The 22,889-nt window shown below is 73.0% G+C and carries 19 protein-coding genes; 10 read left to right on the top strand and 9 right to left on the bottom strand.

Annotated features, from left to right (window positions below):
- The first annotated feature begins 69 nt into the window (after positions 1-69).
- Entirely contained in the window at positions 70-1,404 is a 1,335-nt protein-coding gene (locus ACZ6K0_RS04250; protein WP_469227949.1) for a carboxylate--amine ligase, read from the top strand.
- Between the two features lie 35 nt (positions 1,405-1,439).
- On the top strand, positions 1,440-2,696 hold the full coding sequence (locus tag ACZ6K0_RS04245; protein ID WP_469228029.1) for an FAD-dependent oxidoreductase: 1,257 nt from the start codon (positions 1,440-1,442) through the stop codon (positions 2,694-2,696).
- Positions 2,697-2,763: 67 nt separating this feature from the next.
- On the opposite strand, the gene ACZ6K0_RS04240 is transcribed toward ACZ6K0_RS04245, so the two are convergent.
- Both ACZ6K0_RS04240 and ACZ6K0_RS04235 read right to left on the bottom strand, forming a co-directional pair.
- Entirely contained in the window at positions 2,764-2,997 is a 234-nt protein-coding gene (locus ACZ6K0_RS04240) for a chaplin (protein WP_376402024.1), read from the bottom strand.
- A 176-nt stretch (positions 2,998-3,173) separates the two neighbouring features.
- The gene (locus ACZ6K0_RS04235; protein WP_376402021.1) at positions 3,174-3,587 is read right to left on the bottom strand and encodes a rodlin; all 414 of its coding nucleotides are present in this window, start codon (positions 3,585-3,587) and stop codon (positions 3,174-3,176) included.
- A 219-nt stretch (positions 3,588-3,806) separates the two neighbouring features.
- Between ACZ6K0_RS04235 and ACZ6K0_RS04230 the strand changes: the two genes are divergently transcribed.
- The 3 genes from ACZ6K0_RS04230 (at position 3,807) to ACZ6K0_RS04220 (ending at position 6,158) form a co-directional block, all read left to right on the top strand.
- Complete coding sequence (locus ACZ6K0_RS04230; RefSeq protein ID WP_376402018.1) at positions 3,807-4,217, top strand: rodlin; 411 nt, start codon at positions 3,807-3,809, stop codon at positions 4,215-4,217.
- A gap of 395 nt (positions 4,218-4,612) precedes the next feature.
- Positions 4,613-5,653 (top strand): LCP family protein, encoded by a 1,041-nt coding sequence (locus ACZ6K0_RS04225; RefSeq protein WP_469227953.1) that lies wholly within the window; start codon positions 4,613-4,615, stop codon positions 5,651-5,653.
- Positions 5,654-5,750: 97 nt separating this feature from the next.
- A complete protein-coding gene (locus ACZ6K0_RS04220) occupies positions 5,751-6,158 on the top strand; it encodes a rodlin (RefSeq protein WP_376402011.1) in 408 nt (135 codons plus the stop codon).
- A gap of 62 nt (positions 6,159-6,220) precedes the next feature.
- Here the strand turns inward: ACZ6K0_RS04220 and ACZ6K0_RS04215 are convergent, their stop codons facing one another.
- The 3 genes from ACZ6K0_RS04215 to mca all read right to left on the bottom strand — a co-directional run bounded on the left by ACZ6K0_RS04215 (position 6,221) and on the right by mca (position 9,584).
- Positions 6,221-8,254 (bottom strand): thioredoxin domain-containing protein, encoded by a 2,034-nt coding sequence (locus ACZ6K0_RS04215; protein WP_469227955.1) that lies wholly within the window; start codon positions 8,252-8,254, stop codon positions 6,221-6,223.
- Between the two features lie 216 nt (positions 8,255-8,470).
- The gene (locus tag ACZ6K0_RS04210; protein WP_376402005.1) at positions 8,471-8,701 is read right to left on the bottom strand and encodes a hypothetical protein; all 231 of its coding nucleotides are present in this window, start codon (positions 8,699-8,701) and stop codon (positions 8,471-8,473) included.
- Position 8,702: 1 nt separating this feature from the next.
- Positions 8,703-9,584, bottom strand: a complete 882-nt coding sequence (mca, locus tag ACZ6K0_RS04205) for a mycothiol conjugate amidase Mca (protein ID WP_376402002.1) — start codon at positions 9,582-9,584, stop codon at positions 8,703-8,705.
- A gap of 98 nt (positions 9,585-9,682) precedes the next feature.
- On the opposite strand from mca, the gene ACZ6K0_RS04200 reads away from it, so the two are divergent.
- The 4 genes from ACZ6K0_RS04200 (at position 9,683) to ACZ6K0_RS04185 (ending at position 15,693) form a co-directional block, all read left to right on the top strand.
- Positions 9,683-10,084 carry a DUF4307 domain-containing protein gene (locus ACZ6K0_RS04200; protein ID WP_469227958.1) on the top strand — a complete coding sequence of 134 codons (402 nt, stop codon included), beginning with the start codon at positions 9,683-9,685 and terminating at the stop codon, positions 10,082-10,084.
- A gap of 189 nt (positions 10,085-10,273) precedes the next feature.
- Positions 10,274-10,771: a transcription elongation factor GreA gene (greA, locus tag ACZ6K0_RS04195; RefSeq protein ID WP_376401997.1), complete on the top strand. Its 498-nt coding sequence runs from the start codon at positions 10,274-10,276 to the stop codon at positions 10,769-10,771.
- A gap of 108 nt (positions 10,772-10,879) precedes the next feature.
- Positions 10,880-13,318 (top strand): protein kinase domain-containing protein, encoded by a 2,439-nt coding sequence (locus tag ACZ6K0_RS04190; RefSeq protein ID WP_376401994.1) that lies wholly within the window; start codon positions 10,880-10,882, stop codon positions 13,316-13,318.
- Positions 13,319-13,407: 89 nt separating this feature from the next.
- On the top strand, positions 13,408-15,693 hold the full coding sequence (locus ACZ6K0_RS04185) for a protein kinase domain-containing protein (protein WP_469227961.1): 2,286 nt from the start codon (positions 13,408-13,410) through the stop codon (positions 15,691-15,693).
- A 9-nt stretch (positions 15,694-15,702) separates the two neighbouring features.
- Here ACZ6K0_RS04185 and ACZ6K0_RS04180 read toward each other — a convergent pair whose 3' ends face one another.
- The 3 genes from ACZ6K0_RS04180 to ACZ6K0_RS04170 form a co-directional block, all read right to left on the bottom strand.
- Positions 15,703-16,509: an ABC transporter permease gene (locus ACZ6K0_RS04180; RefSeq protein WP_376401988.1), complete on the bottom strand. Its 807-nt coding sequence runs from the start codon at positions 16,507-16,509 to the stop codon at positions 15,703-15,705.
- Entirely contained in the window at positions 16,506-17,609 is a 1,104-nt protein-coding gene (locus ACZ6K0_RS04175) for an ATP-binding cassette domain-containing protein (RefSeq protein WP_469227962.1), read from the bottom strand. Before ACZ6K0_RS04175 ends, ACZ6K0_RS04180 begins: the two co-directional genes overlap by 4 nt.
- A gap of 93 nt (positions 17,610-17,702) precedes the next feature.
- Entirely contained in the window at positions 17,703-20,582 is a 2,880-nt protein-coding gene (locus ACZ6K0_RS04170) for an AfsR/SARP family transcriptional regulator (RefSeq protein WP_469227964.1), read from the bottom strand.
- A 248-nt stretch (positions 20,583-20,830) separates the two neighbouring features.
- On the opposite strand from ACZ6K0_RS04170, the gene ACZ6K0_RS04165 reads away from it, so the two are divergent.
- On the top strand, positions 20,831-21,295 hold the full coding sequence (locus ACZ6K0_RS04165) for a helix-turn-helix domain-containing protein (RefSeq protein ID WP_376401978.1): 465 nt from the start codon (positions 20,831-20,833) through the stop codon (positions 21,293-21,295).
- Positions 21,296-21,539: 244 nt separating this feature from the next.
- Here the strand turns inward: ACZ6K0_RS04165 and ilvA are convergent, their stop codons facing one another.
- Entirely contained in the window at positions 21,540-22,769 is a 1,230-nt protein-coding gene (ilvA, locus tag ACZ6K0_RS04160; RefSeq protein WP_376401975.1) for a threonine ammonia-lyase, read from the bottom strand.
- Positions 22,770-22,889 lie beyond the last annotated feature (120 nt).

Below are 22,889 nucleotides of genomic sequence, written 5' to 3'. Positions count from 1 at the left end.
TCCCTCTGATCAGTAGTCCATTAGAGGATTTCATCGCCCAGTTGGGGCACCCGAGAGGAAGGGCATGCCGTGCCGCGCCGACAGAGTTTCGACACCCGCGTCCCCACCGTCCTTGTGCGGCTCGACCGGAACCCCTTCCATCACGGCACTCTCGGCGCCGTCCGATCGCTGGGACGGGCGGGAATTCCGGTCCATGCCGTCATCGAATCGAGCACCAGTCCGGTCACCCGGTCCCGCTATCTCCGCTCGGCCCGTACGGGCCCGCCCACGCCGTCCTCCGCCGCGCTCACGGAACTGCTGGTCCGACTCGCCGACGAGATCAGCCACGACAGCGACGGCCGGGCACCCGACGGGGCATCACATCCCGTGCTCGCCCTCCCCCTGGACGACGTCAGCGCCCTCGCCCTGGCCCGCCGGCGCGCCGAGCTCGCCCCGCGCTTCCTGCTGCCCGAGCAGACCGGGGAGCAGCTCCTGCGGGTCGCGGACAAGGCCGCGCTCGCCAGGACCTGCGCGGTGCTCGGCCTGCCCCATCCGCGGACCGAACTCCCCGCCGACGCCGACGAGGCCGCCGCCATGGCCTGGTCGATCGGGCTCCCGGTGGTCGTCAAGTGGAGCAGGCCCTGGCTGCTGCCGGCCGGCAGCGGGCTGCGGAGCACCTCGATCGTGCGGTCGCTCGCGGAGGTGCGGGAGTTGTACGGCCGCACTCCGGAGGCAGGCAGCCGGCTGCTGCTCCAGGAACTCCTGCCGGCGGGCCGGGACCTGGACTGGTTCTTCCACGGGTACGTGGACTCCGCGGGCCGCTGCGCGACGGGGGCCACCGGGCGCAAGGAGCGCTCCTGGCCCGACGGGGCCGGGCTCACCGCCGTGGGCCGCTGGACGGCGAACCCGGCCGTGGACCGGACGGCCCGCGAGCTGCTCGACGCGCTGGACTACCGGGGCGTGTGCGACCTGGACTTCCGGCTCGACCCGGCGACGGGCGCGTACCACCTGCTCGACTTCAACCCCCGGCCCGGCGCGCAGTTCCGGCTCTTCGCCGACGCCGAGGGGCTGGACGTCGTCCGAGCGGCGCACCTGGACCTGACCGGCCGTCCGGTGCCGCCGCACTCCCCGGCGTACGGCCGCCGGTTCGTCGTCGAGAACTACGCGGCGCTCTCCCTCGCCACCTCCCCGCGCCCCCGGTACGCGGCCGAGCCCGGTGGTGCCCGGCAGGGGCGGACCGAGTACGCCTGGTTCGCGGCCGACGACCCGGCGCCGGCGCTCGCGATGGGGCTCGCCTGGCTCGCGCACCTCCTGCGCAAGGCGGTCGGCGCGGTGGCCCGGCGGCTCGGGGCCGGCCGGGCCCGGCGCCCGGCCGCCGTACCGACGCCGGCCCGCACCACCCCCGACCAGCTCACCCCACGATGAGAACGATGAAGGCGGAAGGCACGATGTCGAAGTCGATGTACGACCTGGTGGTCGTCGGGGCCGGACCCTACGGTCTGTCCGTGGCCGCGCACGCGGCGGCCCGCGGTCTGGAGCTGCGGACCTTCGGCCGCTCGATGGAGTCCTGGCACGCCATGCCCGCGGGCATGTTCCTCAAGTCGGAGCCCTGGGCCTCCCACCTCTCCGACCCGGAAGGGGCGTACGGGCTCGACGCGTACGCCGTGACGCGGGGCGTCCGCGCCGAGCACGGCGTGCCGCTCCCGGTCGGCTTCTTCGCCTCCTACGGCGACTGGTTCGCCCGCCAGGCCGTGCCCGCGCTCGACGAGCGCCTGATCGCCTCGGTCGGGCCCGCGGCCGGGGGCTTCGCGCTGCGGACGGAGGACGGCGAGTCGGTCCGTACGCGGACGGTGGCGCTCGCCGTCGGGGTCCTGCCCTTCACGGAGATCCCCGGACCGCTGCGCGGCCTCCCCGGGCGGTACGTCACGCACTCCAGCCACCACGGCGCTCTCGACCGCTTCGCCGGGCAGGACGTGACCGTCGTCGGCGCCGGTCAGGCCGCCCTGGAGACGGCCGCGCTCCTCACCGAGCAGGGCGCCGCCGCGGTCCGGATCGTCGCCCGCGCGAACCGGCTGAACTGGAACACCCTGCCGCCGGCCCTCGACCGCGGCCTGTGGCCCTCGGTGCGCGCCCCGCACACGGGCCTCGGCTGCGGCTGGCACAACAAGCTCTACGCGGACACCCCGGGGATCTTCCGGCGGCTGCCGGCCGCCACCCGTGAGCGGATCTTCGACTCGGCGCTCGGTCCGGCGGGCGCGTGGTGGCTGCGCGAGCGGTTCGCGGCGGTCGGGGACGTACGGCTCGGGCAGCGGATCACGTCGGCGACGGTGACCGGGGACGAGCGGCTCCGGCTGGAGGTCGACGGGCCCGGGGGTTCGACGGTCCTGGAGACCGACCACGTCGTCGCGGCGACCGGTTTCACCCCGAGCCTGGAGCGGGCGGGGATGCTCGATCCGGCGCTGCGCGGGGCGCTGCGGACGGTCGGCGCGGTCGGCGCGCCTGAGGTCGGCGGCCTCTTCGAGTCCTCGTGGCCGGGGCTCTTCCTCGCCGGGCTGCTGACGGCCCCGTCGTACGGGCCGTCGATGCGGTTCGTCTTCGGCGCCGAGTACACGGCGGGCCGGCTGGTGAGGGGGGTCCGGCAGCGGCTGCGGTCGGGCGCCCGGCGCGGCGCGGCGGGCCGGCCCCGTACGGGCGAGAGGGCCGCCGTCGGGGCATAGGCGAGGGCCGGCCCCGGGGAGCGGGTGCTCTCCGGGGCCGGCCCCTGTGCCTGCGTGCCGCTGGGACTCAGGCGTTGATGCAGTAGTTGCCGAACGCGGGGTTCAGCACGCCGATGACGTTGATGCTGTTGCCGCAGGCGTTGATCGGGATGTGGATCGGGACCTGGACGACGTTGCCGGACAGGACGCCCGGCGAACCGATGGCCGCGCCGTGCGCGTCCGCGTCCGCGAAGGCGGGCGACGCCACACCCATGGCCATGACGATACCGGCGATGACGGCCGCGGCCTTCTTACAGTTCATTGCGTCTGGATCCTTTCCTTGGCGGAATGCATTTCCGCTGCACACCACACAACGAACACGCGTCACAAAGGAAACCGAAACAACGGCGACGTCGTCTCTTTCACTCCATTGCGCGCACGAAACAGGGCCGGAGGGAACGCGGACGTTCCCTCCGGCCCTGTCGAGCGCGGTGTGGCTCAGCCGTTGTAGGCGCCGTTCCCGGAGAGGATCGGAATGTCCTCGACGATGTGCGACAGCGGCTCGTCACCCTTGGCCTGGGTGGAGTTCTCCGCGCACTGCTGGTTCTGCGGGGAGGACAGGACGTTGATGTCCTGGACGGCGACCGGGACGAGGACGCCGACGACGGAGCCCACGTTGCCCTTGACCGGAGCACCGACGCAGAGCTTGTTCAGCGAGCCCTGGATCGCCGAGAACTGCGGGCTCATGTCACCGGCGGTCTTGGAGTTGCCGAAGGACTGGTGGGCGCCGTTGCCGCTCAGCGAGGTGGTGCCGCCGTCGTTGGCGATGGCGAGCGCCGGAGAGGCCGCCGCAGCGGAAGCGCCGACAACAGAGGCCGTCACAGCCGCAGCCGCCATAATCTTCTTGATCACGGTGATTCCGTTCCTGTTCCCACCAATCGACCTGATTGATGCGACGGGATCAACTGCGGCCGGGGCCTTTGGTTCCGGCCCTTCACTCGTTCGACTGGCACCCCCGCTTCGCGCTGCCGCGTGCGCTCCGCCAAGGGGGTGACACAGCGGAACCCCGGCGTCCGGGGCCAGTTGATCAGGGGGCTCCCTGCACGGAGCCGGTTCTAGAAGGGAACTCCCGTGATCAAGAAGGTTATGGCCACTGCGGCCGCAGCCGCCTCCATCGTCGGCGTCTCCGCCGCGATGGCGACCCCGGCGCTCGCCATCGCCAACGACGGCGGCACCACCTCGCTCAGCGGCAACGGTGCCCACCAGGAGTACGGAAACTCCACCACGTACGGCAACATGAGCCCGCAGTTCGCGCTCGTTCAGGGCTCCCTGAACAAGCCGTGCATCGGCCTCCCGGCGAAGGTCAACGCCGGTTCGCTCATCGGCGCCATCCCGATCGCCGTCCAGGACATCAACGTCCTGTCCTCCCCGCAGAACCAGCAGTGCACCGAGAACTCCACCCAGGCCAAGGGTGACGAGGCTCTGTCGCACATCCTGGACGACATCCCGGTCCTGTCGGGCAACGGCGTCGGCAACAACTGACGTTCCGCGCACGCACGAGGGGCCGCCCTGCCAGGGCGGCCCCTTTCGTGTGCGTACGCGCTACGGGCGCGGCCAGACGGGGGTGGCCATCAGTCGTTCCCATTCCCGGTCCGGCATTCCCGGTACCGTGCGCCCCGCCTGCACCCACTGTGTCACCAGTGCCGAATAGACCGGGAACGGGGTGCGGTCGACGGTCGGCTGGTCACTCACATATCGGCTCTTCGGAATGAAGGCCATCCGTTCCCATTTCCCGGGACCCGGCGCCATCTTCGCTCCTTCCGCTGCGATTCACGCATCATTACACAGGATTACACAGGCGCCGCAGGAGAGTGATTCGCTCGGCCCATGTCGCGTCGGGCACCTCTGTACGAGCGGGGTCGAATTAGCGTGCGGGCATGAATTCCCCGCGCCCGAAGCGGACACGGCGGCTGCTGCTCGCTCCCGCTGCCCTCACCGCCGTCATCGCCCTCGTTCCCGGAGCGCTCGCCGCCGCGCCGAGCGAACTCCCGTCCCCGGAGCGGGGACTGAACCTCCTGGTCGTCGGCCTCGACACCCGCAAGGGCGTCACCGCGGAGGAGAAGGAACGTTTCCGGCTGGGCGGTCCGGGATGCGACTGCACGGACGTGATGATGCTCGTGCACGTCTCGGCGGCGAACGACCGGGTCGACGTCGTGAGTCTGCCCCGCGACTCGCTCACCTCGTTCCCCGCCGACCACCGCGACCGGCGGACCGGCAAGGTGCACGCCGCCCACCCCGCGAAGATCAACAGTGCCTGGGCGGAGGGCGGTTCCCCGTTCGCCGTGGAGACCGTCGAGTCGATGACCGGACTCCCCGTCCACCGCTACCTGGAGATCGACTTCCGGCGCTTCATGGACACCGTGGACCGCGTCGACGGCGGGGTGCCGATCTGCACGGCCGAGCCGCTGAAGGACCCCTCCACCGGCATCGACCTCCAGCCCGGGACCAAGCGCGTCGGGGGCGGCGAGGCGCTCCAGTACGTCCGCTCGCGCAAGGCGGACGGGCAGATGGACTTCGGCCGGATCCACAAGCAGCAGAACTTCGTCGTCAACACCCTGGAGCAGCTCCGCGAGGGAGTCCTCGACGACCCGGAGCGGCTGGAGGCCTTCGCCGCGACGCTGCGCGGGACGGCGGCGGCCGAACGCGGGATCTCGACGGCGGAGCTGCTGACGCTCGCCGGCCGGCTGCGGGACCTGCCCCCGGACCGTACGGAGTTCGCGACCGTGCCCGTACGGGGCTTCAACCCGACCGTCGAGGGCGTCGGGTCGACGCTCGCCTGGGACGAGGAAGGGGCCGCGGAGGTCTTCCGGCGGCTGCGCGAGGACCGGCCGCTGCCCGCCGCCGGGGACGTCGCGCCCAGCACGGTCTCGGCCGCCACGTACCGGCCCGCCGCGGGTTCCTCGCTCATCTGCCCGTAGGCCGTCCGGAGGACTTCGCGGAACCTCCGGGCCTCTGACCAGTTGATCAGCACGGCTCGGCACTCAGCACGAGCCAGTATCCGAAAGGCCTTACCTCATGAAGAAGCTGTTGGCTACGGCTGCTGTGGCCGCGTCGGTTCTCGGCGCGACGGCGGCGGGTGCCGGGCAGGCGCTCGCCATCGCCGACGACGGTGGCACCACCTCGCTGAGCGGCAACGGTGCCCACCAGGAGTTCGGCAACTCCGCCACGTACGGCAACATGAGCCCGCAGTTCGCGCTCGTCCAGGGCTCCCTGAACAAGCCGTGCATCGGCCTCCCGGCCAAGGTCAACGCCGGTTCGCTCATCGGTCTCATCCCGATCGCGGTCCAGGACGTCAACGTCCTGTCCTCCCCGCAGAACCAGCAGTGCACCGAGAACTCCACCCAGGCCAAGGGTGACGAGCCGCTGTCGCACATCCTCAGCGACATCCCCGTGCTGTCCGGCAACGGCGCCGGCAACAGCTGAGCGACGCCGCTCGGCAGGCGGCCCCGCCGTCCCTCCTCGGAGGGACGGCGGGGCCGTCCCCTTTAGTGCGAGGCCTTCACGGACTCGGCGAGCTCCGCCGGGTCGGTGACCGGGGCCTCGCACACGAAGTGGCGGCAGACGTACGCGGCGGCCCCGCCGGCCACCAGCGGCCGGTCCTGCAGCAGCGGGAACTCCTCGCTGTCGGGGGCGCCCGTCGCGACCACCGCGCCGGGGGCGGTGGCCAGGAGCGCCGTACGGCGCAGCTCCTGGAAGGCCGCGTCGGCGGGGGCGCCCACGACGGCGATCTCGCGGGGCCCGTCAAGGAGGGCCTCCGCGACCGCCAGGCCCCAGCCGATGAAGCGGGGCGCGCGCGGGCCGAGGGCCTTGACGACGCCGAGGGCTCCCTCGGCGGCGGCGCGGTGGGCCTCCGAGCCGGTGTGGGCGGCGTAGGAGAGGAGCGCTCCGGCGGCGGCGGTCCAGCCCGAGGGAGCGGCGTTGTCCGTGGGGTCCTGCGGGCGGCGGATGAGGGCCTCGGCGTCGTGGGCGGTGTCGTACAGCGCCCCGCCCTCGCCGGTGAAGCGGTCGATGACGAGGTCCAGGAGGAAGCCGGCGAAGTCGAGCCAGGCGCCCTCGCCGGTGACGGCGGCGAGGGCGAGGAAGCCCTCGGCGACGTCGGCGTAGTCCTCCAGGACCCCGTCGTTGGTGCCGGCCCGGCCGTCCTTGGACGTCCGGGTGAGGCGGGCGGTCTCGTCCATGTGGACGCGGACGAGCAGGTCGGCGGCCTCGGTGGCGCGCTCGACGAGGTCGGGGCGGTCGAGGAGAGCGCCGGTCTCCGCGAGGGCGGCGATCGCGAGGCCGTTCCAGGCGGCGACGACCTTGTCGTCGCGGCCGGGGCGCTCGCGCTCCTCGCGGGCGGCGAGGAGCCGGGCCGCGATCGAGGCGATCCGGCCGGCGTCGGCGACTCCGGCCTCCTGCGGGAGCTGGAGGACCGAGCTGCCGTGCTCGAAGGTGCCTTCCTCGGTGACGCCGTAGTGGGTGGCGGCGAGGGCGGCGTCCTCCGGGCCGAGGACGGCGGTCAGCTGCTCGGGGGTCCAGGCGTAGTAGGCGCCCTCGACGTGCTTGCCCGTGCCGTCGTCCGAGTCCGCGTCGAGGGCGGAGGCGAAGCCGCCCTCGGGGGTGCGCAGCTCGCGGACCATGAAGTCGGCGGTCTCCAGGGCGACCCGGCGGGCCAGGTCGCTGCCGGTGGCCCTCCACAGGTGGGCGTAGACCCGGCAGAGCAGGGCGTTGTCGTACAGCATCTTCTCGAAGTGGGGCACGACCCAGGCGCGGTCGACGGCGTAGCGGGCGAAGCCGCCGCCGAGCTGGTCGTAGATGCCGCCGCGGGCCATGGCCTCGCAGGTGTCCGCGGCCATCTGGAGGGCGCCCTCGGAGCCCGTACGGGCGTGGTGGCGGAGCAGGAACTCCAGGGCCATCGACGGCGGGAACTTGGGGGCGCCGCCGAAGCCGCCGCGGGTGGCGTCGTACTCGCGGACGAGGCCGAGGAGGGCCTGCGCGAGCTCCTCCTGGCAGGGGACGCCGTCGCCGCCGTAGGCGAGGGATCGGCCCGCGAGGTCCTTGACGATCCGGTCGGCGACCTCGCCGACCTCGTCGCGGCGGTCGGCCCAGGCGCCGCGGACGCCTTCCAGGACGTCGGGGAAGGAGGGCATGCCGTGGCGGGGCTCCGGCGGGAAGTACGTGCCGAAGTAGAAGGGGGCGGCGTCCGGGGTGAGGAAGACGGTCATCGGCCAGCCGCCCTGGCCGGTGGCGGCCTGGACGGCCTCCATGTAGACCGCGTCGACGTCGGGGCGCTCCTCGCGGTCGACCTTGACCGCGACGAAGTGCTCGTTGACCAGGGCGGCGGTGGCTTCGTCCTCGAAGGACTCGTGCGCCATCACGTGGCACCAGTGGCAGGAGCTGTAGCCGACGCTGAGCAGCACCGGGACGTCGCGGCGGCGGGCCTCCTCGAAGGCCTCGGCCGACCAGGGCCACCAGTCGACCGGGTTGTCGGCGTGCTGAAGCAGGTACGGGGAGGTCTCATGGGCCAGTCGGTTCGGCATGGCCCCCATCCTGCCCTGCCGCCGCGGCCCCGCGCGGGATCCCTCCCCCGTCGAGCCGGGGCCGCTCCCGGCGGGGCGCCGCCACGAGAACGGCACCGTCCGTGAGCCTCCGTCTGCCGGGAGCCGGCCGATCGTCGACGCGGCACCGGACGGGGCGGGCGTGCGGACGCCCCCTGTGCCGTACCGCCAGGGGTACGGGACAGGGGGCGTCGTCCGCTACTTGCCGGGGGCGCCGGACGCGGCCGCCGGGGTGTCCGCGGCGGTCTCCGGGGCTTCCTCGAAGTCGACCTTGCCCATGTGGCGGTTCATCGACTTCATCAGCAGCCAGACCGCGACGGCCAGGACCGCGAAGACGACGAAGCCGAGGACGCCGGGGGTCACCTTGTTCTTGTCCAGCTCTTCGGCGGCGAAGGGGACAAGCTGGGTCAGTGCCAGGTGTGCGCTCATGCTAGGCATTGTCGCGGATGCCCGCGAAGAGATCTTCCTCGGGGAGGGAGGTCGGGACCAGCGCCTTGCTGAGCTCGTACTCCTCCGTCGGCCAGACCTCCTTCTGGATGTCCATCGGGACCCGGAACCAGCCGCCGTCGGGGTCGATCTGGGTGCGGTGGGCGATCAGGGCCTTGTCGCGGATCTCGAAGAAGTCGGCGCAGGGCACGAAGGTGGTCAGCGTCCGCTCCTTCCGCTCGAACTCGCTCCAGCGCTCCAGCCACTCCCCGTAGGGGGACTCCAGGCCGCGGGCCAGCAGCGCCTCGTGCAGGGCGGTGGTGCGGGGGCGGTTGAAGCCCTGGTTGTAGTAGAGCTTCAGGGGCTGCCAGACGGGGCCGAACTCGGCCTCCGGGAACTTCTCGGCGTCGGCCGCGCCGTCGAAGGCCACCATCGTGATCTTGTGGGTCATGATGTGGTCGGGGTGCGGGTAGCCGCCGTTCTCGTCGTAGGTCGTGACGACCTGCGGGCGGAAGGAGCGGATCTTGCGGACCAGCTCGCCGGACGCCGTGTCGACGTCCTCCAGGGCGAAGCAGCCCTCGGGGAGCGGGGGCAGCGGGTCACCCTCGGGCAGGCCCGAGTCGACGAATCCCAGCCACTCCTGGGAGACGCCGAGGATCTCGCGGGCCTCGTCCATCTCCTTGCGGCGCACCTCGTGGATGTTCGCCTCGACGTAGGCGTCACCCTGAAGCTGGGGGTTGAGGACCGAGCCGCGCTCGCCGCCCGTGCACGTCACCACGATGACGTCCACCCCCTCGGACACGTACTTGGCCATCGTGGCCGCACCCTTGCTCGACTCGTCGTCGGGGTGGGCGTGCACGGCCATCAGTCGCAGTTGCTCGGTCAAGACTCGATCCTCAGTGATTCGACGCGGAGGGAGGCTTCTATAGTGACGGAATCGGGGGAGTGAAAATTCCGCCACCCCCGGCTTCGAGAGGATCCACCATGAGCGCGGTGCGAGAGCAGCTGCCCGAAGGGCGCTACGGGCGCTCCGCGGACGAGCGGGCCGACCGCAAGCTCAGGATCACCGGAGCGGTGCTGGGTGTCCTCTTCCTCGGCATGCTGGGCTGGTTCGGCTGGTACTACGTCATCGACAGCAAGATCAGCGCCGAGATGATCAAGTTCGACGTGGTGAGCCCCACCGAGGTGCAGGTGCACCTGGAGATCCGCAAGGACGAGGGCGTCAAGGGCGTCTGCACGCTGCGGTCGCGGGCCGAGGACGGCACCGAGGTGGCCCGCAAGGACGTGCGGATCGACGACCCCGCCGGCCGCGTCGACAGCGTCTTCACGCTCCGTACGACCGCGCACGCGACGAGTGCCGAGCTCGTGGGGTGTACGGCGCAGTAGCGGTGGGTAGGGACCGGGTGACGAGTCCCGGCGGGTCACGAGCGTGACCTGGGCTGACGCCATCTTGATGATGTATGTCCTCCCGCTTTTCGCCACTCATTGTTAGGCTCGTGATTTCGCCCGCACGGGAAGCACCTGCTGTCCGTGTAGGGCGATGCTTTGTATTCCCAGTACCTACGAGGAGCACCTGTGACCCAGACCAGCGACAACGTCACCTGGCTCACCCAGGAGGCGTACGACAAGCTCAAGGGAGAGCTTGAGTACCTGTCTGGTCCCGCGCGTACCGAAATCGCGACCAAGATCGCGGCGGCGCGCGAAGAGGGAGACCTGCGCGAGAACGGCGGGTACCACGCGGCCAAGGAGGAGCAGGGCAAGCAGGAGCTCCGGGTCCGCCAGCTCACCCAGCTGCTCGAGCACGCCAAGGTCGGCGAGGCCCCGGCGGACGACGGCGTCGTCGAGCCCGGCATGGTCGTGACGATCGCCTTCGACGGCGACGAGGACGACACGACGACCTTCCTGCTCGCCTCCCGCGAGTACGCGAGCGACGACATCGAGACCTACTCGCCGCAGTCGCCGCTCGGCGTCGGCGTCAACGGCAAGAAGGCCGGGGACGAAGCCGAGTACGAGCTGCCGAACGGCAAGAAGGCCACGGTGAAGATCCTCAGCGCCAGGCCGTACGGCGTCTGAGCCACCGCATTTCCCGGCTTCGGGTGACGGGCCGGACCCCTCGGGGTCCGGCCCTTTGTCTTGCATGCACATGCAATGATGCGGCCTGACGTTGCGTCATCAGGGGGGATGGGCACAGTGCTGGGACCGCTGCGTGAGGGCACACCACGACAGATCGGACCGTACGAGGTGCTGGCGCGGCTCGGCGCCGGCGGCATGGGCGAGGTCTTCCTCGCGCGGGACGGACGGGACGCGTCGCAGGACGGGGTCTTCGTCGCCCTGAAGACGGTGCGGCGCGACGTCGCCGGTGATCCCGCCTTCCGGGACCGGTTCCGGCGCGAGATCCGGGTCGCCGCCCTCGTCTCCAGCCCGTACGCCGCCGCACCCGTCGGCGGCGACGCCGACGCCGAGGTGCCCTGGCTGGCCACCGCGTACGTCCCCGGCCCCAGCCTCTCCCAGGCCGTGCGGCGCGGCGGCGCGCTGCCCGTCGCCACCGTGCGCGCCGTCGGCGCCGGGGTCGCCCGCGCCCTCGCCGACCTGCACGGGACCGGGGTCCTGCACCGGGACCTCAAGCCCGGGAACGTCATGCTCTCCGTCGACGGCCCCCGCCTCATCGACTTCGGCATCGCCCGCAGCAGCACCGCCACCACCATGACCGCGACGGGAGTGATGGTCGGCACCCCTGCCTTCATGTCCCCCGAGCACGTGGCCGGGGCCCGTCGCGTGTCCGCCGCCTCCGACGTCTTCTGCCTCGGCTCGCTCCTCTGCTACGCGGCGACCGGCGAGGACCCCTTCGGCGACGGGCCCCTCGCCGCCGTCCTCTACCGGGTCTCGCAGGCCGAGGCCGACCTGAGCCGGGTGCCGGAGGAGCTGCGCGGGACCGTCGCCGCCTGCCTGGCCCTGGACCCGGCGGACCGGCCCACGCCGGGCGAGCTCGCCGAGCTGCTCGGCGCGGACGCGGGGAGCCGCTTCCCGTGGCCGGAGGGCGTACGGGACCACATCGGCGAGTACGGGACGGAGCTCGCCCAGCTCGTCGCCTCGGGCGGGCCGCTCCTGGAGGTCGCGCCCGCGCCGGCGGTCGATCCGCGAGGGCCCGTGGTGACGTCCGGGGTGCCCGGGCTGCACTCCGTACCGACGCAGGCACCGGTGTCCGCTCCCACCGCGCCCGCGCCTTCTCGTCGGGGGCGGCGGGGGCGGGTGCTCGCCGCCGTCCTGGCGCTCGCGGTCGTGGCCGGGGGCCTCGGCACGTATCTGCTGTGGCCGGACGGCGAGGCGAAGAAGCCGAAGACTCCCGCGAAGGCCGCCCCGCCCGCCGCGCCCCGCATCCCGGGCGTGGACGACCGGGGACTCGCCGACGCCTCCGGGGTCGTCCCGCAGAACGCGGCGCAGCGGCCGGCCGGCTGGAAGCCGTGGAAGGCGAAGCTGACCGCGCCGGCGTTCGGCTGCTCGGCCAACGAGAAGGTGCTGGTCTGCCGGACGACGGACGGGCGGTACGAGGCGCTGGATCCGGCGAGCGGGAAGAAGCTGTGGGACGTCCCGCGCGACGAGAACTCGCCGCCGGAGACCTACGTGACCGGCAAGGGGTTCCCCCACGCGGCCGGTGGCGCCACGCGCCCCACCGTCCACGACGGGAGCGTGGTCCTCGTCGCCGCGCAGTCCCTCCAGGTGCGCGACGCGCGCACCGGCGCCGTGCGCTGGGAGAAGCCCGCGCAGGGGCCGCAGGGCTTCTTCGCGACGCGGCCCGTCGTCGCCGACGGGATCGTCTACGCGGCGACGGAGGTGGCGCAGGACGTCAACTGGGTCCGGGCCGCCCTGACCGCGTTCTCCCTGGCCGACGGGAAGCAGCTCTGGTCGAAGGAGCTCACCAACGGGCAGATCTCCATGGCCGAGCGCAAGGCGTACGAGCCCCTCGCCTACTCCCGGGGGATCGTCTACGGCCTCAGCCAGGGCGGGCTCGTCGCGTACGACGGCAGGAAGGGCACCCAGCTCGGGCAGGTCGACCCGGACGCCAAGGACTGCGAGGAAGTCCGGGTGCTCGGCGCGTCGGCGTACTGCGCCGACATCACGCACGGCGCCAACACCGGCCAGAAGGCCGACCTGCATCTGCTCGACGCCCGCACCCTCGCCACGAAGGCGTCGCTTCCCGGCGCACTCGGCAGGACCGTCCCCACGGCGATCGGTCCGCGGTCCGTCGCGGCCTGGGACAAGGGCCTGCGGATCCTCGATCCGCGCACCGGCGAGACGCTCGCCTCCTTCCCGGCCGAGGCGGCTCCGGCCGGCCTGGCCCAGAACTGGTCCGCGCCGCTGCTCGCCGGCGACCAGGCCGTGTACGCCGACTACTCCTCGCTCTACACCGTGCGGCTCGGCGCCGACGGCACGCCCGGCGGTCTCAAGGTCACGGCGCTGCCGGGGGCGCCGGGGGCGCGCGCCGAGGAGGAGGACTACGACCCGAACTGGGGCACGTTCTCGGCCGCGCAGATCCGGCAGCCGGAGGTCCTGCCGGTGGGCGGGATCGCGTACGTCGTCTTCGACAAGGGCGCCGTCGCGTCGGTCGAACTCCCCAAGTGACGCCGCTCAAGTGACCCGCTCACGTGACCTCACTCAAGTGACCCGTTCAAGTGACTCCGTTCAAGTGACGTCCTGAAAGGACCTGTTCGGTGCTGGAAGCTCTGCCCTCGGGGCAGCCCCCGCGGCTCGTCGGGCCCTACCGGCTGCTGGCCCGGATCGGTGCGGGCGGCATGGGCGAGGTGCATCTCGCCTGCCGGGCCGACGCGCCGACGGCCGATCCGTACCGGATGGTCGCCGTGAAGACCGTGCGGGAGGACCTGGAGGTCGACGGGGACTTCCGGACCCGGTTCCGGCGGGAGATCGCGGCGGCGCGGACCGTCGACGGGCCGGGGGTGGCGCGGCTCGTGGACGCCGACGCCGACGCGCCCTCGCCGTGGCTGGCGACGGAGTACGTGCCGGGGCCCTCGCTCGCCGAGGCCGTCGTACGGTCGGGGGCGCTGCCCGTCGCGGCCGTACGGGCCCTCGGGGTCGCGCTCGCCACGGCCCTGGCGGAGGTGCACCGGGTGAAGGTGCTGCACCGGGACCTCAAGCCGGCGAACGTGCTGCTCGGCGCGGCCGGGCCGAAGCTGATCGACTTCGGCATCGCCCAGGCCTTCGAGGCGACGGCGCTGACCTCGACCGGGCTCGTGGTCGGCTCCCCCGGGTTCATGTCGCCGGAGCACCTGGTGGGGAGCCGGGCGGTGGTGACCGCGTCGGACGTGTTCTGCCTGGGGGCGGTGCTCGCGTTCGCGGCGAGCGGCCGAGGGCCGTTCCACGACGACGAGATGGCCGCGGTGATCTACCGGATCACGCGCGCCGACGCCGAACTGTCCGGGGTCCCGGAGGAGTTGCGGCCGGTGGTGGAGCGCTGTCTGCGACTCGATCCGGCGGAGCGGCCCTCGGCGGGGGAGCTGGCGGAGCTGCTCGGCGGCGGAGGCGCTCCGGCCGTCTTCCCTTGGCCCGGTGGGGTGTTGTCACTGCTCGCCTCATACGGAGAGGCGGCGCGGAGCGTCGGGGAGGCGGCGTCCTCGGGTGCGGGCGTGGCGGACCTGCCGACGCTCGGTCCGGTCGTTCCGTACTCCCCCACGGCGATGACGGACCGGCCGCCGGCGCCGGTCACCACCCCTGCAGCGCCTCGGCGGCGGCCGTGGGGTGCGGTCGTGGCGGGCGCGGTGGCGGTGGCCGTGCTCGCGACGGTGGGCGTGGTGCTGCTCAACCGGACCGACGGGACGGGGAGTGCGGACGGTGGGGTCGCGGGGCCGCCGAGTACGGCCCCCGGTACGTCGGAGGCCCCGGCTCCGCGGACGCTGAGCCAGGTCGTCCTGCCGTACGGCGGCAAGGGCCACACCAACGACTTCGGCACGGCCGGCACGGACCGCGCGTACCGCCCGGCCGGATGGTCGCCGTGGACCACCGAGGTGGAGCCGGGCGCGGGCACCTGCGCGCTCTCCCCGAAGGTCCTGGTCTGCCCCGGGTCCGGCGGCGCGGTCACCGGGCTGAACGCGGCGGACGGCAAGCAGCGGTGGAAGGTGCTGGGCCGGGGCGAGGGGCTGCGCAGCGGGGCCCAGTACCCGGCGGTCGTCGGCGACACCGCGTACGTGACGGGGCCGGACGGGGTCGTCGCGTACGGGCTCCTGAACGGCAAGGAGCGGCGCCGGATCCCGGGGCCCGGGGCGGAGTGGGCCGTGAAGGGCACCGACCTGCTGGACGGGGTCCTCTACTCCACGTACGTCAACATGCGCGACGAGCGGACGGGGCTCGTGACCGCCGTCCGACTCGGCGACGGCAAGAAGCTGTGGCGGACGCCGCTCGACGCCCTGCCGGAGGAGCCGGTCGCGGCGGCCGGACGGGTGTTCGTCCCGCTCGGCAACGTGCCGGTGGCCCTGGACGCCCGTACCGGCAAGGAGACGGCGCGGGGCACGGAGGCCTGCGGCGGCTTCACCGTCCACGAGAAGAGCGGCAGCGTGCTGTGCTCGGGCCGGCAGGACGGCACCGTCGGCGTCCTCGACCCCGCGACGCTCGCGCTGCGCCGCACGATCGGCAGCCAGGTCTCGGCCGGGCCCGCGGTGAGCGCGGACGGGCTCGTCGCCGTCATCGACGCGGGCGACCAGGTCGTCACGTACGACCTGGAGAGCGGCCGCCAGAAGTGGCGGGCGTGGGCGGACTCCGGGCAGCGCGTCTATCTCGCGGGCGATCGGGTCGTGGTCGCGGGCACGGAGAGCGTCGTCTCCTATCCGGCCTCCGGTCCTGACGACGACAACGGCAGGGAGGACTACCGCCTCAACCCGCCTGACGACTTCCCGAGAGTGCAGGCCGCCGGAGACGCGCTGGCCGCCGGAGGGGCGGTGTTCCTCGCCCTCCCCGACGGCCTCGTCGTCTCCGGATATCTGCCCTGATCCGCTCCTCTAGCCGTCCGCGCGGCGGTACTTGCGGACCGAGAGCGTACGGAAGATCGCGACGATCAGGATCGAGTAGATCAGCGACGCCCACACCGGGTACTGCATCGGCCAGGCGTCGGACGGGGAGACGCCCGGGTCGCCGAAGAGTTTGCGGCAGGCCTGCACGGTGGCGCTGAAGGGGTTCCATTCGGCGATGGGCTGGAGCCAGGACGGCATCTGGCTGGAGTCCACGAACGCGTTCGAGATGAACGTGACCGGGAAGAGCCAGATGAGGCCGCCGGACGTCGCCGCCTCCGGGGTGCGGACCGAGAGGCCGATGAGGGCGCCGATCCAGGTGAAGGCGTAGCCGAGGAGGAGCAGCAGGGCGAAGCCGGCCATGACCTTGCCGAAGTTGGTCGGTGCCGCGTACCCCGGGCGCCAGCCGATGAGCAGCGCGACGATCGCGAGGACGAACAGGGTCAGCGCCGTCTGGCAGAGGTCGGCGAGGGTGCGGCCGGTGAGGACCGCGCCCCGGGCCATCGGCAGGGAGCGGAAGCGGTCGATGAGGCCCTTGTGCATGTCGTCCGCGATGCCCGCGCCCGCGCCGGCCGTGGCGAAGGTGACGGTCTGCGCGAAGATGCCCGCCATCAGGAAGTTCTTGTAGACGTCCGGGTCGGTGCTGCCGCCGATGCTCATGGAGCCGCCGAAGACGTACGTGAAGAGGATCACGAACATCACCGGCTGGATCAGCCCGAACAGGATCATCTCGGGGATCCGGGTCATGCGGATCAGGTTGCGGCGGGCGATGACCAGGGAGTCGTTCACGGTGCTCACGTGGCCGTCTCCTTCGTCCGGTCCCGGCCGCGTCCGTCGCGTCCGTCGCGTCCGCCCTGGCCGTCCTTGCCGTCCTGGCCGTCCTGGCCGTCCTGGCCGTCCTTGCCGTTCTGTGGGGGCGATCCGCCGTTCTCCTCCTCCGTCAGCGCGGCCGCGTGGCCGGTCAGGGAGATGAAGACGTCGTCGAGAGTGGGGCGGCGCAGGCCGATGTCGTCGATCTCGACGCCGACGGCGTCCAGGTCGCGGATGACCTCGGCGAGCAGCTTGGCACCGCCGGAGACGGGGACGGTGAGCTTGCGGGTGTGTTCCTCCACGGAGACCTCGCCCTGGCCCCGGCCCGCGATGCCGTAGCGGCCGAGGACGTCGCGGGCGCCCGCGATCATGCCGGGTTCGTGGACGACGACCTCGACGCGCTCGCCGCCCGTCTGGGCCTTGAGCTGGTCGGAGGTGCCGCGCGCGATGACCTTGCCCTGGTCGACGACGCAGATGTCGTGGGCGAGGTGGTCGGCCTCCTCCAGGTACTGGGTGGTGAGGAGCAGCGTCGTCCCGCCCGCGACGAGCTCCTTGATGACCTCCCACAGCGCCTGCCGGTTCCGGGGGTCGAGGCCGGTCGTCGGTTCGTCCATGAACATGACCGGCGGGGAGACGACGAGGGCCGCCGCGAGGTCGAGGCGCCGCCGCATGCCGCCGGAGTACGTCTTGGCGGTGCGGTCGGCGGCGTCCGCGAGCCGGAACCGTTCGAGGAGCTCGTCGGCCCGTACCTTCGCCGCCTTCGCCTTCATCTGGTACAGCTGGCCGACCATCTGGAGGTTCTCGCGGCCGGTGAGGTACTCGTCGACCGCGGCGAACTGGCCGGAGAGGCCGATCGAGCGGCGGACCTGTTCGGGATGTTTGAGGACGTCGATTCCGGCGACGACGGCCCTGCCGCTGTCGGGCTGGAGGAGCGTCGTGAGGATGCGCACGGTGGTGGTCTTCCCCGCGCCGTTCGGACCGAGGAGGCCCAGGACAGTGCCCTCCGGTACGTCGAGGTCGACGCCGTCCAGAGCTCGTACGTCACCGAAGGTCTTCACCAGACCCTCGGCGTAGATCGCGCCTGGCATGTGGATTCTCCCAGGGAGATTCGGGCGTTTCCTACCGATCCTAGATTTACCGGACGGGCCCCGCCCAGTGAATAAGTGATCCACGCCACACGATCACGGGGTCGCGGCCCCCTCCAGGCGCTTCCGCAGCTCGACGGTCCTGCCCTGGTCGCCGAGGCGTTCCATCCAGCGGAGCGCCTTCCCCCAGCAGCTCTCCGCCCCGGTCTTGTCCCCGAGGTCGGCGAGGGCGTCCCCGAGCCCCATGAGCGAGACGGCCTCGCTGTGCTGGTCCCCGCCGAGCCGCTGGAGGGCGAGCGCGCGCCGGTACGCCTCGACCGCCTCCGCCGGGCGGCCCGCCGCGCGCAGGACGCCGCCCCTGACCCGCAGACCGATGGCGAGGCTGACGCGGTCGTGCGTCGCGCGCTGGATCTCCTCCGCCCGGTCGAGCACGTCGAGGGCCTCGTCGTGGCGGCCCAGGTGGGACAGCGCGTGCGCCGTGTTGTTCAGCGTGGCGCAGCTCTTCGGATCCCAGGCGAGGGATTCCCGGTAGTGGTGGAGCGCGGGCTCGTGGTCGCCGAGGTCGGTGAAGCACGTGCCGATGTTGTTGAAGACGGAGGACAGCTCGGCGTCCCGGCCCCGCACCCCCTCGTGGAGGCGCAGCGCCCGGCGGAAGTACGTGATCGCCTCGGCGGGGCGGCCGGCCTGCTGGATCTGGTTCCCGATGCCGTTCAGCATCCACGCCTCGGCCCGCTTGTCCCCGAGGGCCCGGGCCGCCGCGAGGCCGACGGTGTGCGTGGACAGCCAGTCGTCGTTGCGGCCGAGCCTGACGTACGCCCAGAGGGAGGCCGCGAGACTCCAGGACTGCTCGTACAGGCCGGTCTCGTGGGCCAGGCTCACGGCGGCGACCAGCACGTCGTGTTCCCGCTCGGACCAGCCGTACGCCTCGTCGTAGCCGGCGAAGGTGACGGGCCGCCGCGGACCGGGGCCCAGGGGCACGCGACGGGCGGAGGGCGCCAGGCGCGCGGTGGCCGCGTCGGCGCCGCGCAGGCACCACTGGACGAGGCGCTCGACGGCCCGCGTGCGCTCCTCCGCGGTGTCCGTCTCCTCGGCCAGCTCCCTGGCGAGCTCCTGGAGCAGGCAGTGGAACTGGTAGCGGCCCGGCGCGGGGGACTCCAGGAGGTGGGCGTCGACGAGCGCCTCCAGCCAGTCCTCGACCGACATCTCGTCGCAGTCGAGCAGGGCCGCCGCGGCCTCGGTGCCGAACGCCACGCTCGGCATCAGGCCGAGCAGCCGGAACGCCCGCGCGGGGCCGGTGCGCGCCGTGGACTCCTGGAGGAGGAGTTCGTAACTCATCTGGAGCGCCGTGCGGACGTGCAGGTCGTCGGCGTACAGCTCCCGCAGGACCCGCCCGTGGCTGGTGAGCCGCTGGGCCAGGTCCTGGACCGACCAGGCGGGGCGCGCGGCGAGGCGGGACCCGGCGAGGCGCAGCGCCAGCGGCATTCCGCCGCAGGCGCGCAGCACCTCCTCGGTGGCGGCCGGCCGGGCCGCGACCCGGTCCTCGCCGACGATCGACGCGAGGAGCCGGTGGGCCGCGTCGTCGGGCAGCGCGCCGAGGTCGATCCGTACGCCCGGGAAGCTGACCAGCCTGCGGCGGCTGGTCACCAGGACGGCGCTGCCCGCCGCGCCCGGCAGCAGCGGCCGTATCTGGGCCGCGTCGCCCGCGTCGTCCAGGAGGATCAGCATCCGCCGGCCGGCGATCAGGCTGCGGAACAGCGCGCTGCGGGCCTGGAGCCCGCCGGGCACCTCCTCCGGTGCCGCGCCGAGCGTGCGGAGCAGCAGCCCGAGGGCGTTCTCCGGGGACATGGGCATCGTCGTCATGCCGCCCAGGTCGAGGAAGATCTGGCCGTCGGGGAAGCGCTCGCGGATCTGGTGCGCCGCCCGCACCATCAGCGTCGTCTTGCCCATGCCGCCGCTGCCGGAGACCCGGTGGACGAGGACCGTCGCCCCGCCGGGGCGGTCGGTCGCGGTCAGCTCTCCGACGATACGGTCCAGCTCCTGCTCCCTGCCGGTGAAGTCGGCGGGCGAGGAGGGGAGTTGGTGCGGGACGGGGTGGGTGTCGGCGGGCGGGTCCGCGTCGGTGCGTACGGGGTGGGACGGGCTCGGCAGTGGAAGGGGTTCCGCGGGGGCCTGCGGTGCGGTGAGCGCCGGGTCGAGCGTCAGGATGCGGCGGTGCAGTTCGACGAGACCCGGCTCCGGGTCGACGCCCAGCTCCCCGCGGATCGTCCGGCGGGCGGTGTCGTAGGCGAGGAGCGCGTCGGCCGGCCGGCCGCTGCGGTGGAGGGCCAGCATCAGCTGGCCGACGAACGTCTCGCGCAGCGGGTGGGCCGCGACCAGGGCGGCGAGTTCGGCGGCGATGCCCTGGTGGCGGCCCAGGTGCAGATCGGCCTCGTAGCGCCACTCCAGGACCTGGAGCCTGGCCTCCTCCAGGCGCCTGACGAACGGTTCCCGTTCGCTGTCGGGCAGGGGTACGTCGGAGAGCGGCGCACCCCGCCACAGGGCGAGCGCCGCGCCCGTCAGCTCCTCGACCGCCGTCCAGTCCTCGGCGAGCCGCGCGGTCCGCGCCCGGGAGATGTACCGGTCGAAGCGGGTGACGTCCAGCTCGTCGTCCAGGACCCGCAGCCGGAAGCCGGCCGGGGTGACCTGGATCCGGGACTCCGGCGCGTCGATCCCCTGGTCCTCCGCCGCCCCGTCGCAGCCCGGGTCGAGGTCGCGCCGGAGGCGGGCGACGTGGTTGTGGAGCGAGGCGCGGGCGGTGGCCGGAACGGACTCCCCCCAGATCGCGGTCTTCACGGTGTCCCAGGACACCGGGGCGTTGGCCCGTAGCAGCAGCACGGCCAGCAGGGCCCGCGCCTTCGGTGTCCCGACCTGCCGGGGCGTACCCCCGACATCCTCCACGACGAACGAACCCAGCAGCCCGAAGCGCACGGCGACCATCCCCCCAGAGTCGTTCACCAGCCACTGGGGAGATGATCCGACGGTCGCATCGTAGGTCCGGAACGGCCGATTCGGGACGGGGTTTCGCATGGTGGGCGGGTCGCGTCCCAGGGACGCGGGAGGGCGCCGGGACAGTGGCATCCGGCCACCGCGTCCGCTCCCCCGTTGGTGGTTCGTTGGTGGGCCGTTGGGCCCGCGCGCGAGGCTGTGACCGCCGGTGAGGAGGACGAGTGATCGGGGGATCCAGGATGGCGGCGAACGGTGGCCGGGGCTGCTCGGGATGCGAGGCGGCGCCCTGGGAGGAGCTGACGGCCGAGATGCGGCGGATCAAGTGCGCCGCGGAGCTCAGCTACGGCAAGCTCGCGCAGCGCACGCACTACAGCCGTTCCTCGTGGGAACGGTTCCTGAACCAGAAGCAGTTACCGACGCGGATCGCGGTCGAGCAGTTCGCGGCGGCCTCCGGGGAGGACCCCCGGCCGCTCCTGATCCGCCTGGAGCACTCGCTCGCGCACGAGTCGGCCGCGCGGACGACCGCCGGGATCCCGGCGCCCGCGCCGCACGCCGCGGCGCGGATCCGCCGGGGGCCCGTGCGGCCGCGCGGCCCTGTCGTGGCGGGTGGCGTCCGGCCCCTCGGCCTGGTCGTGGCGGGCGCCGTGCTCGGCGGCCTGGCGGCCGAGCTCACCCGCGCGGCCCGGCTCCACCGGCCGCGCTGACGGGGCGGGTGGGGCGGGGTACGGGAGTACGGGCGCGGGGCGGTGGACGCGTACGCGCGCGGGGTACGGGCGCGGCCGGGCGCGGGGCGGGGCGGGGCGGTGGACGCGTACGAGCGCCGCAGCGCGCGGGGCGGTGGCGCAGGCATACGGAGGTACGCGGGGCGCGGGGGTACGGGGGTACGGGGTCGGCCGGGCGGCGGGCGCAACGCTGGGGTACGGGGGTACCGGGCGCTGCGGAGCCGAATCAGCCGAGGATCGTGTAGCCCGCGTCCCGCAGCGCCTCCTCCACCTCCCGGCAGTGCTCCGGTCCCTTCGTCTCCAGGTGCAGCTCGACCTCCGCCTCCGTGAGGCCCAGCCGCGGATCCGTCCGTACGTGGCTCACGTCGAGGACGTTCGCGTCGACCACCGTGAGGACCGCGAGCAGGGTCGCGAGCGCCCCCGGCCGGTCCGTCACCCGCAGCCGCAGGCTCAGATAGCGGCCCCCGGCGGCCATGCCGTGCCGCAGGATCCGCTGGAGGAGCAGCGGGTCGACGTTCCCGCCCGACAGGATCGCCACCACGGGCCCCTGGAAGGCCCTCGGGTCGGCGAGGAGGGCCGCCACCGGGCTCGCGCCGGCCGGTTCGACGAGCAGCTTGGCCCGCTCCAGGCAGAGCAGCAGCGCCGACGACAGCTCGTCCTCGGAGACGGTACGGACCTCGTCCACGTACTCCTGGATCAGGGCGAACGGCACGTCGCCCGGCCGCCCCACCTTGATCCCGTCGGCCATCGTCACCGGCGACTCGATCACCACCGGATGCCCGGCCGCCAGCGAGGGCGGGTACGCGGCCGCGCCCTCCGCCTGCACGCCGATCACCTTCACGTCCGGGCGCAGCGACTTCACCGCGAGCCCCACGCCGGCCGCCAGACCGCCGCCGCCGATGCCCACGACGATCGTCCGGACCTCCGGGCACTGCTCCAGGATCTCCAGGCCGACCGTGCCCTGCCCCGCGATGATGTCGGGGTGGTCGAAGGGGTGGATGAAGACCGCGCCCGTCTCCCGGGCGTACTCCTCCGCCGCCGCCAGCGTCTCGTCGACGACGTGGCCGTGCATCCGGACCTCGGCGCCGTAGTCCCGGGTGGCCGCGACCTTCGGCAGCGGGGCGCCGACCGGCATGAAGACCGTCGCGTGCACGCCGAGCAGCTTCGAGGCGAGCGCGACGCCCTGCGCGTGGTTGCCCGCCGAGGCGGCGACGACCCCGGCCGCCCGCTCCTCGGGGCGCAGCCCGGCGATCCGTACGTACGCCCCGCGCAACTTGAAGGAACCGGTCCGCTGGAGGTTCTCGCACTTGAGCTGGACCGGCGCCCCCACCAGCGACGACAGGTGGCGGCTGCCCTCCATCGCGGTCACCCGGGCCACCCCGGACAGCATCTTCTGCGCCCCGCGCACGTCGTCCAGCATGAGGTGGTGCAAGGGGTCTCGCGTACGGAAGCTCATGACAGCAAGTCTCGCAGCTCACCGCCCTCGTGGCCGCTCGGCGGGCGGGTGCCGAATCCGGTTTGCGCAGCCCCGGTACGGACCCCCTCGGGTCCGCGTACTCTGTCCCCCACCAACCGA

It is taken from the genome of Streptomyces sp. NPDC042346, assembly GCF_055581845.1.
Note: the sequence above shows the minus strand (reverse complement) of the source record. Positions and strands in the feature narration are given on the sequence as shown.

Excerpts from the sequence above, each read along its gene's own strand:
- ACZ6K0_RS04245 (WP_469228029.1), top strand. The coding sequence starts at position 1,440 with ATGTACGACCTGGTGGTCGTCGGGGCCGGACCCTACGGTCTGTCCGTG.
- ACZ6K0_RS04240 (WP_376402024.1), bottom strand. The coding sequence starts at position 2,997 with ATGAACTGTAAGAAGGCCGCGGCCGTCATCGCCGGTATCGTCATGGCC.
- ACZ6K0_RS04225 (WP_469227953.1), top strand. The coding sequence starts at position 4,613 with ATGAATTCCCCGCGCCCGAAGCGGACACGGCGGCTGCTGCTCGCTCCC.
- ACZ6K0_RS04220 (WP_376402011.1), top strand. The coding sequence starts at position 5,751 with ATGAAGAAGCTGTTGGCTACGGCTGCTGTGGCCGCGTCGGTTCTCGGC.
- ACZ6K0_RS04215 (WP_469227955.1), bottom strand. The coding sequence starts at position 8,254 with ATGCCGAACCGACTGGCCCATGAGACCTCCCCGTACCTGCTTCAGCAC.
- ACZ6K0_RS04210 (WP_376402005.1), bottom strand. The coding sequence starts at position 8,701 with ATGAGCGCACACCTGGCACTGACCCAGCTTGTCCCCTTCGCCGCCGAA.
- ACZ6K0_RS04200 (WP_469227958.1), top strand. The coding sequence starts at position 9,683 with ATGAGCGCGGTGCGAGAGCAGCTGCCCGAAGGGCGCTACGGGCGCTCC.
- ACZ6K0_RS04190 (WP_376401994.1), top strand. The coding sequence starts at position 10,880 with ATGGGCACAGTGCTGGGACCGCTGCGTGAGGGCACACCACGACAGATC.
- ACZ6K0_RS04175 (WP_469227962.1), bottom strand. The coding sequence starts at position 17,609 with ATGCCAGGCGCGATCTACGCCGAGGGTCTGGTGAAGACCTTCGGTGAC.
- ACZ6K0_RS04170 (WP_469227964.1), bottom strand. The coding sequence starts at position 20,582 with ATGGTCGCCGTGCGCTTCGGGCTGCTGGGTTCGTTCGTCGTGGAGGAT.
- ACZ6K0_RS04165 (WP_376401978.1), top strand. The coding sequence starts at position 20,831 with ATGGCGGCGAACGGTGGCCGGGGCTGCTCGGGATGCGAGGCGGCGCCC.
- ilvA (WP_376401975.1), bottom strand. The coding sequence starts at position 22,769 with ATGAGCTTCCGTACGCGAGACCCCTTGCACCACCTCATGCTGGACGAC.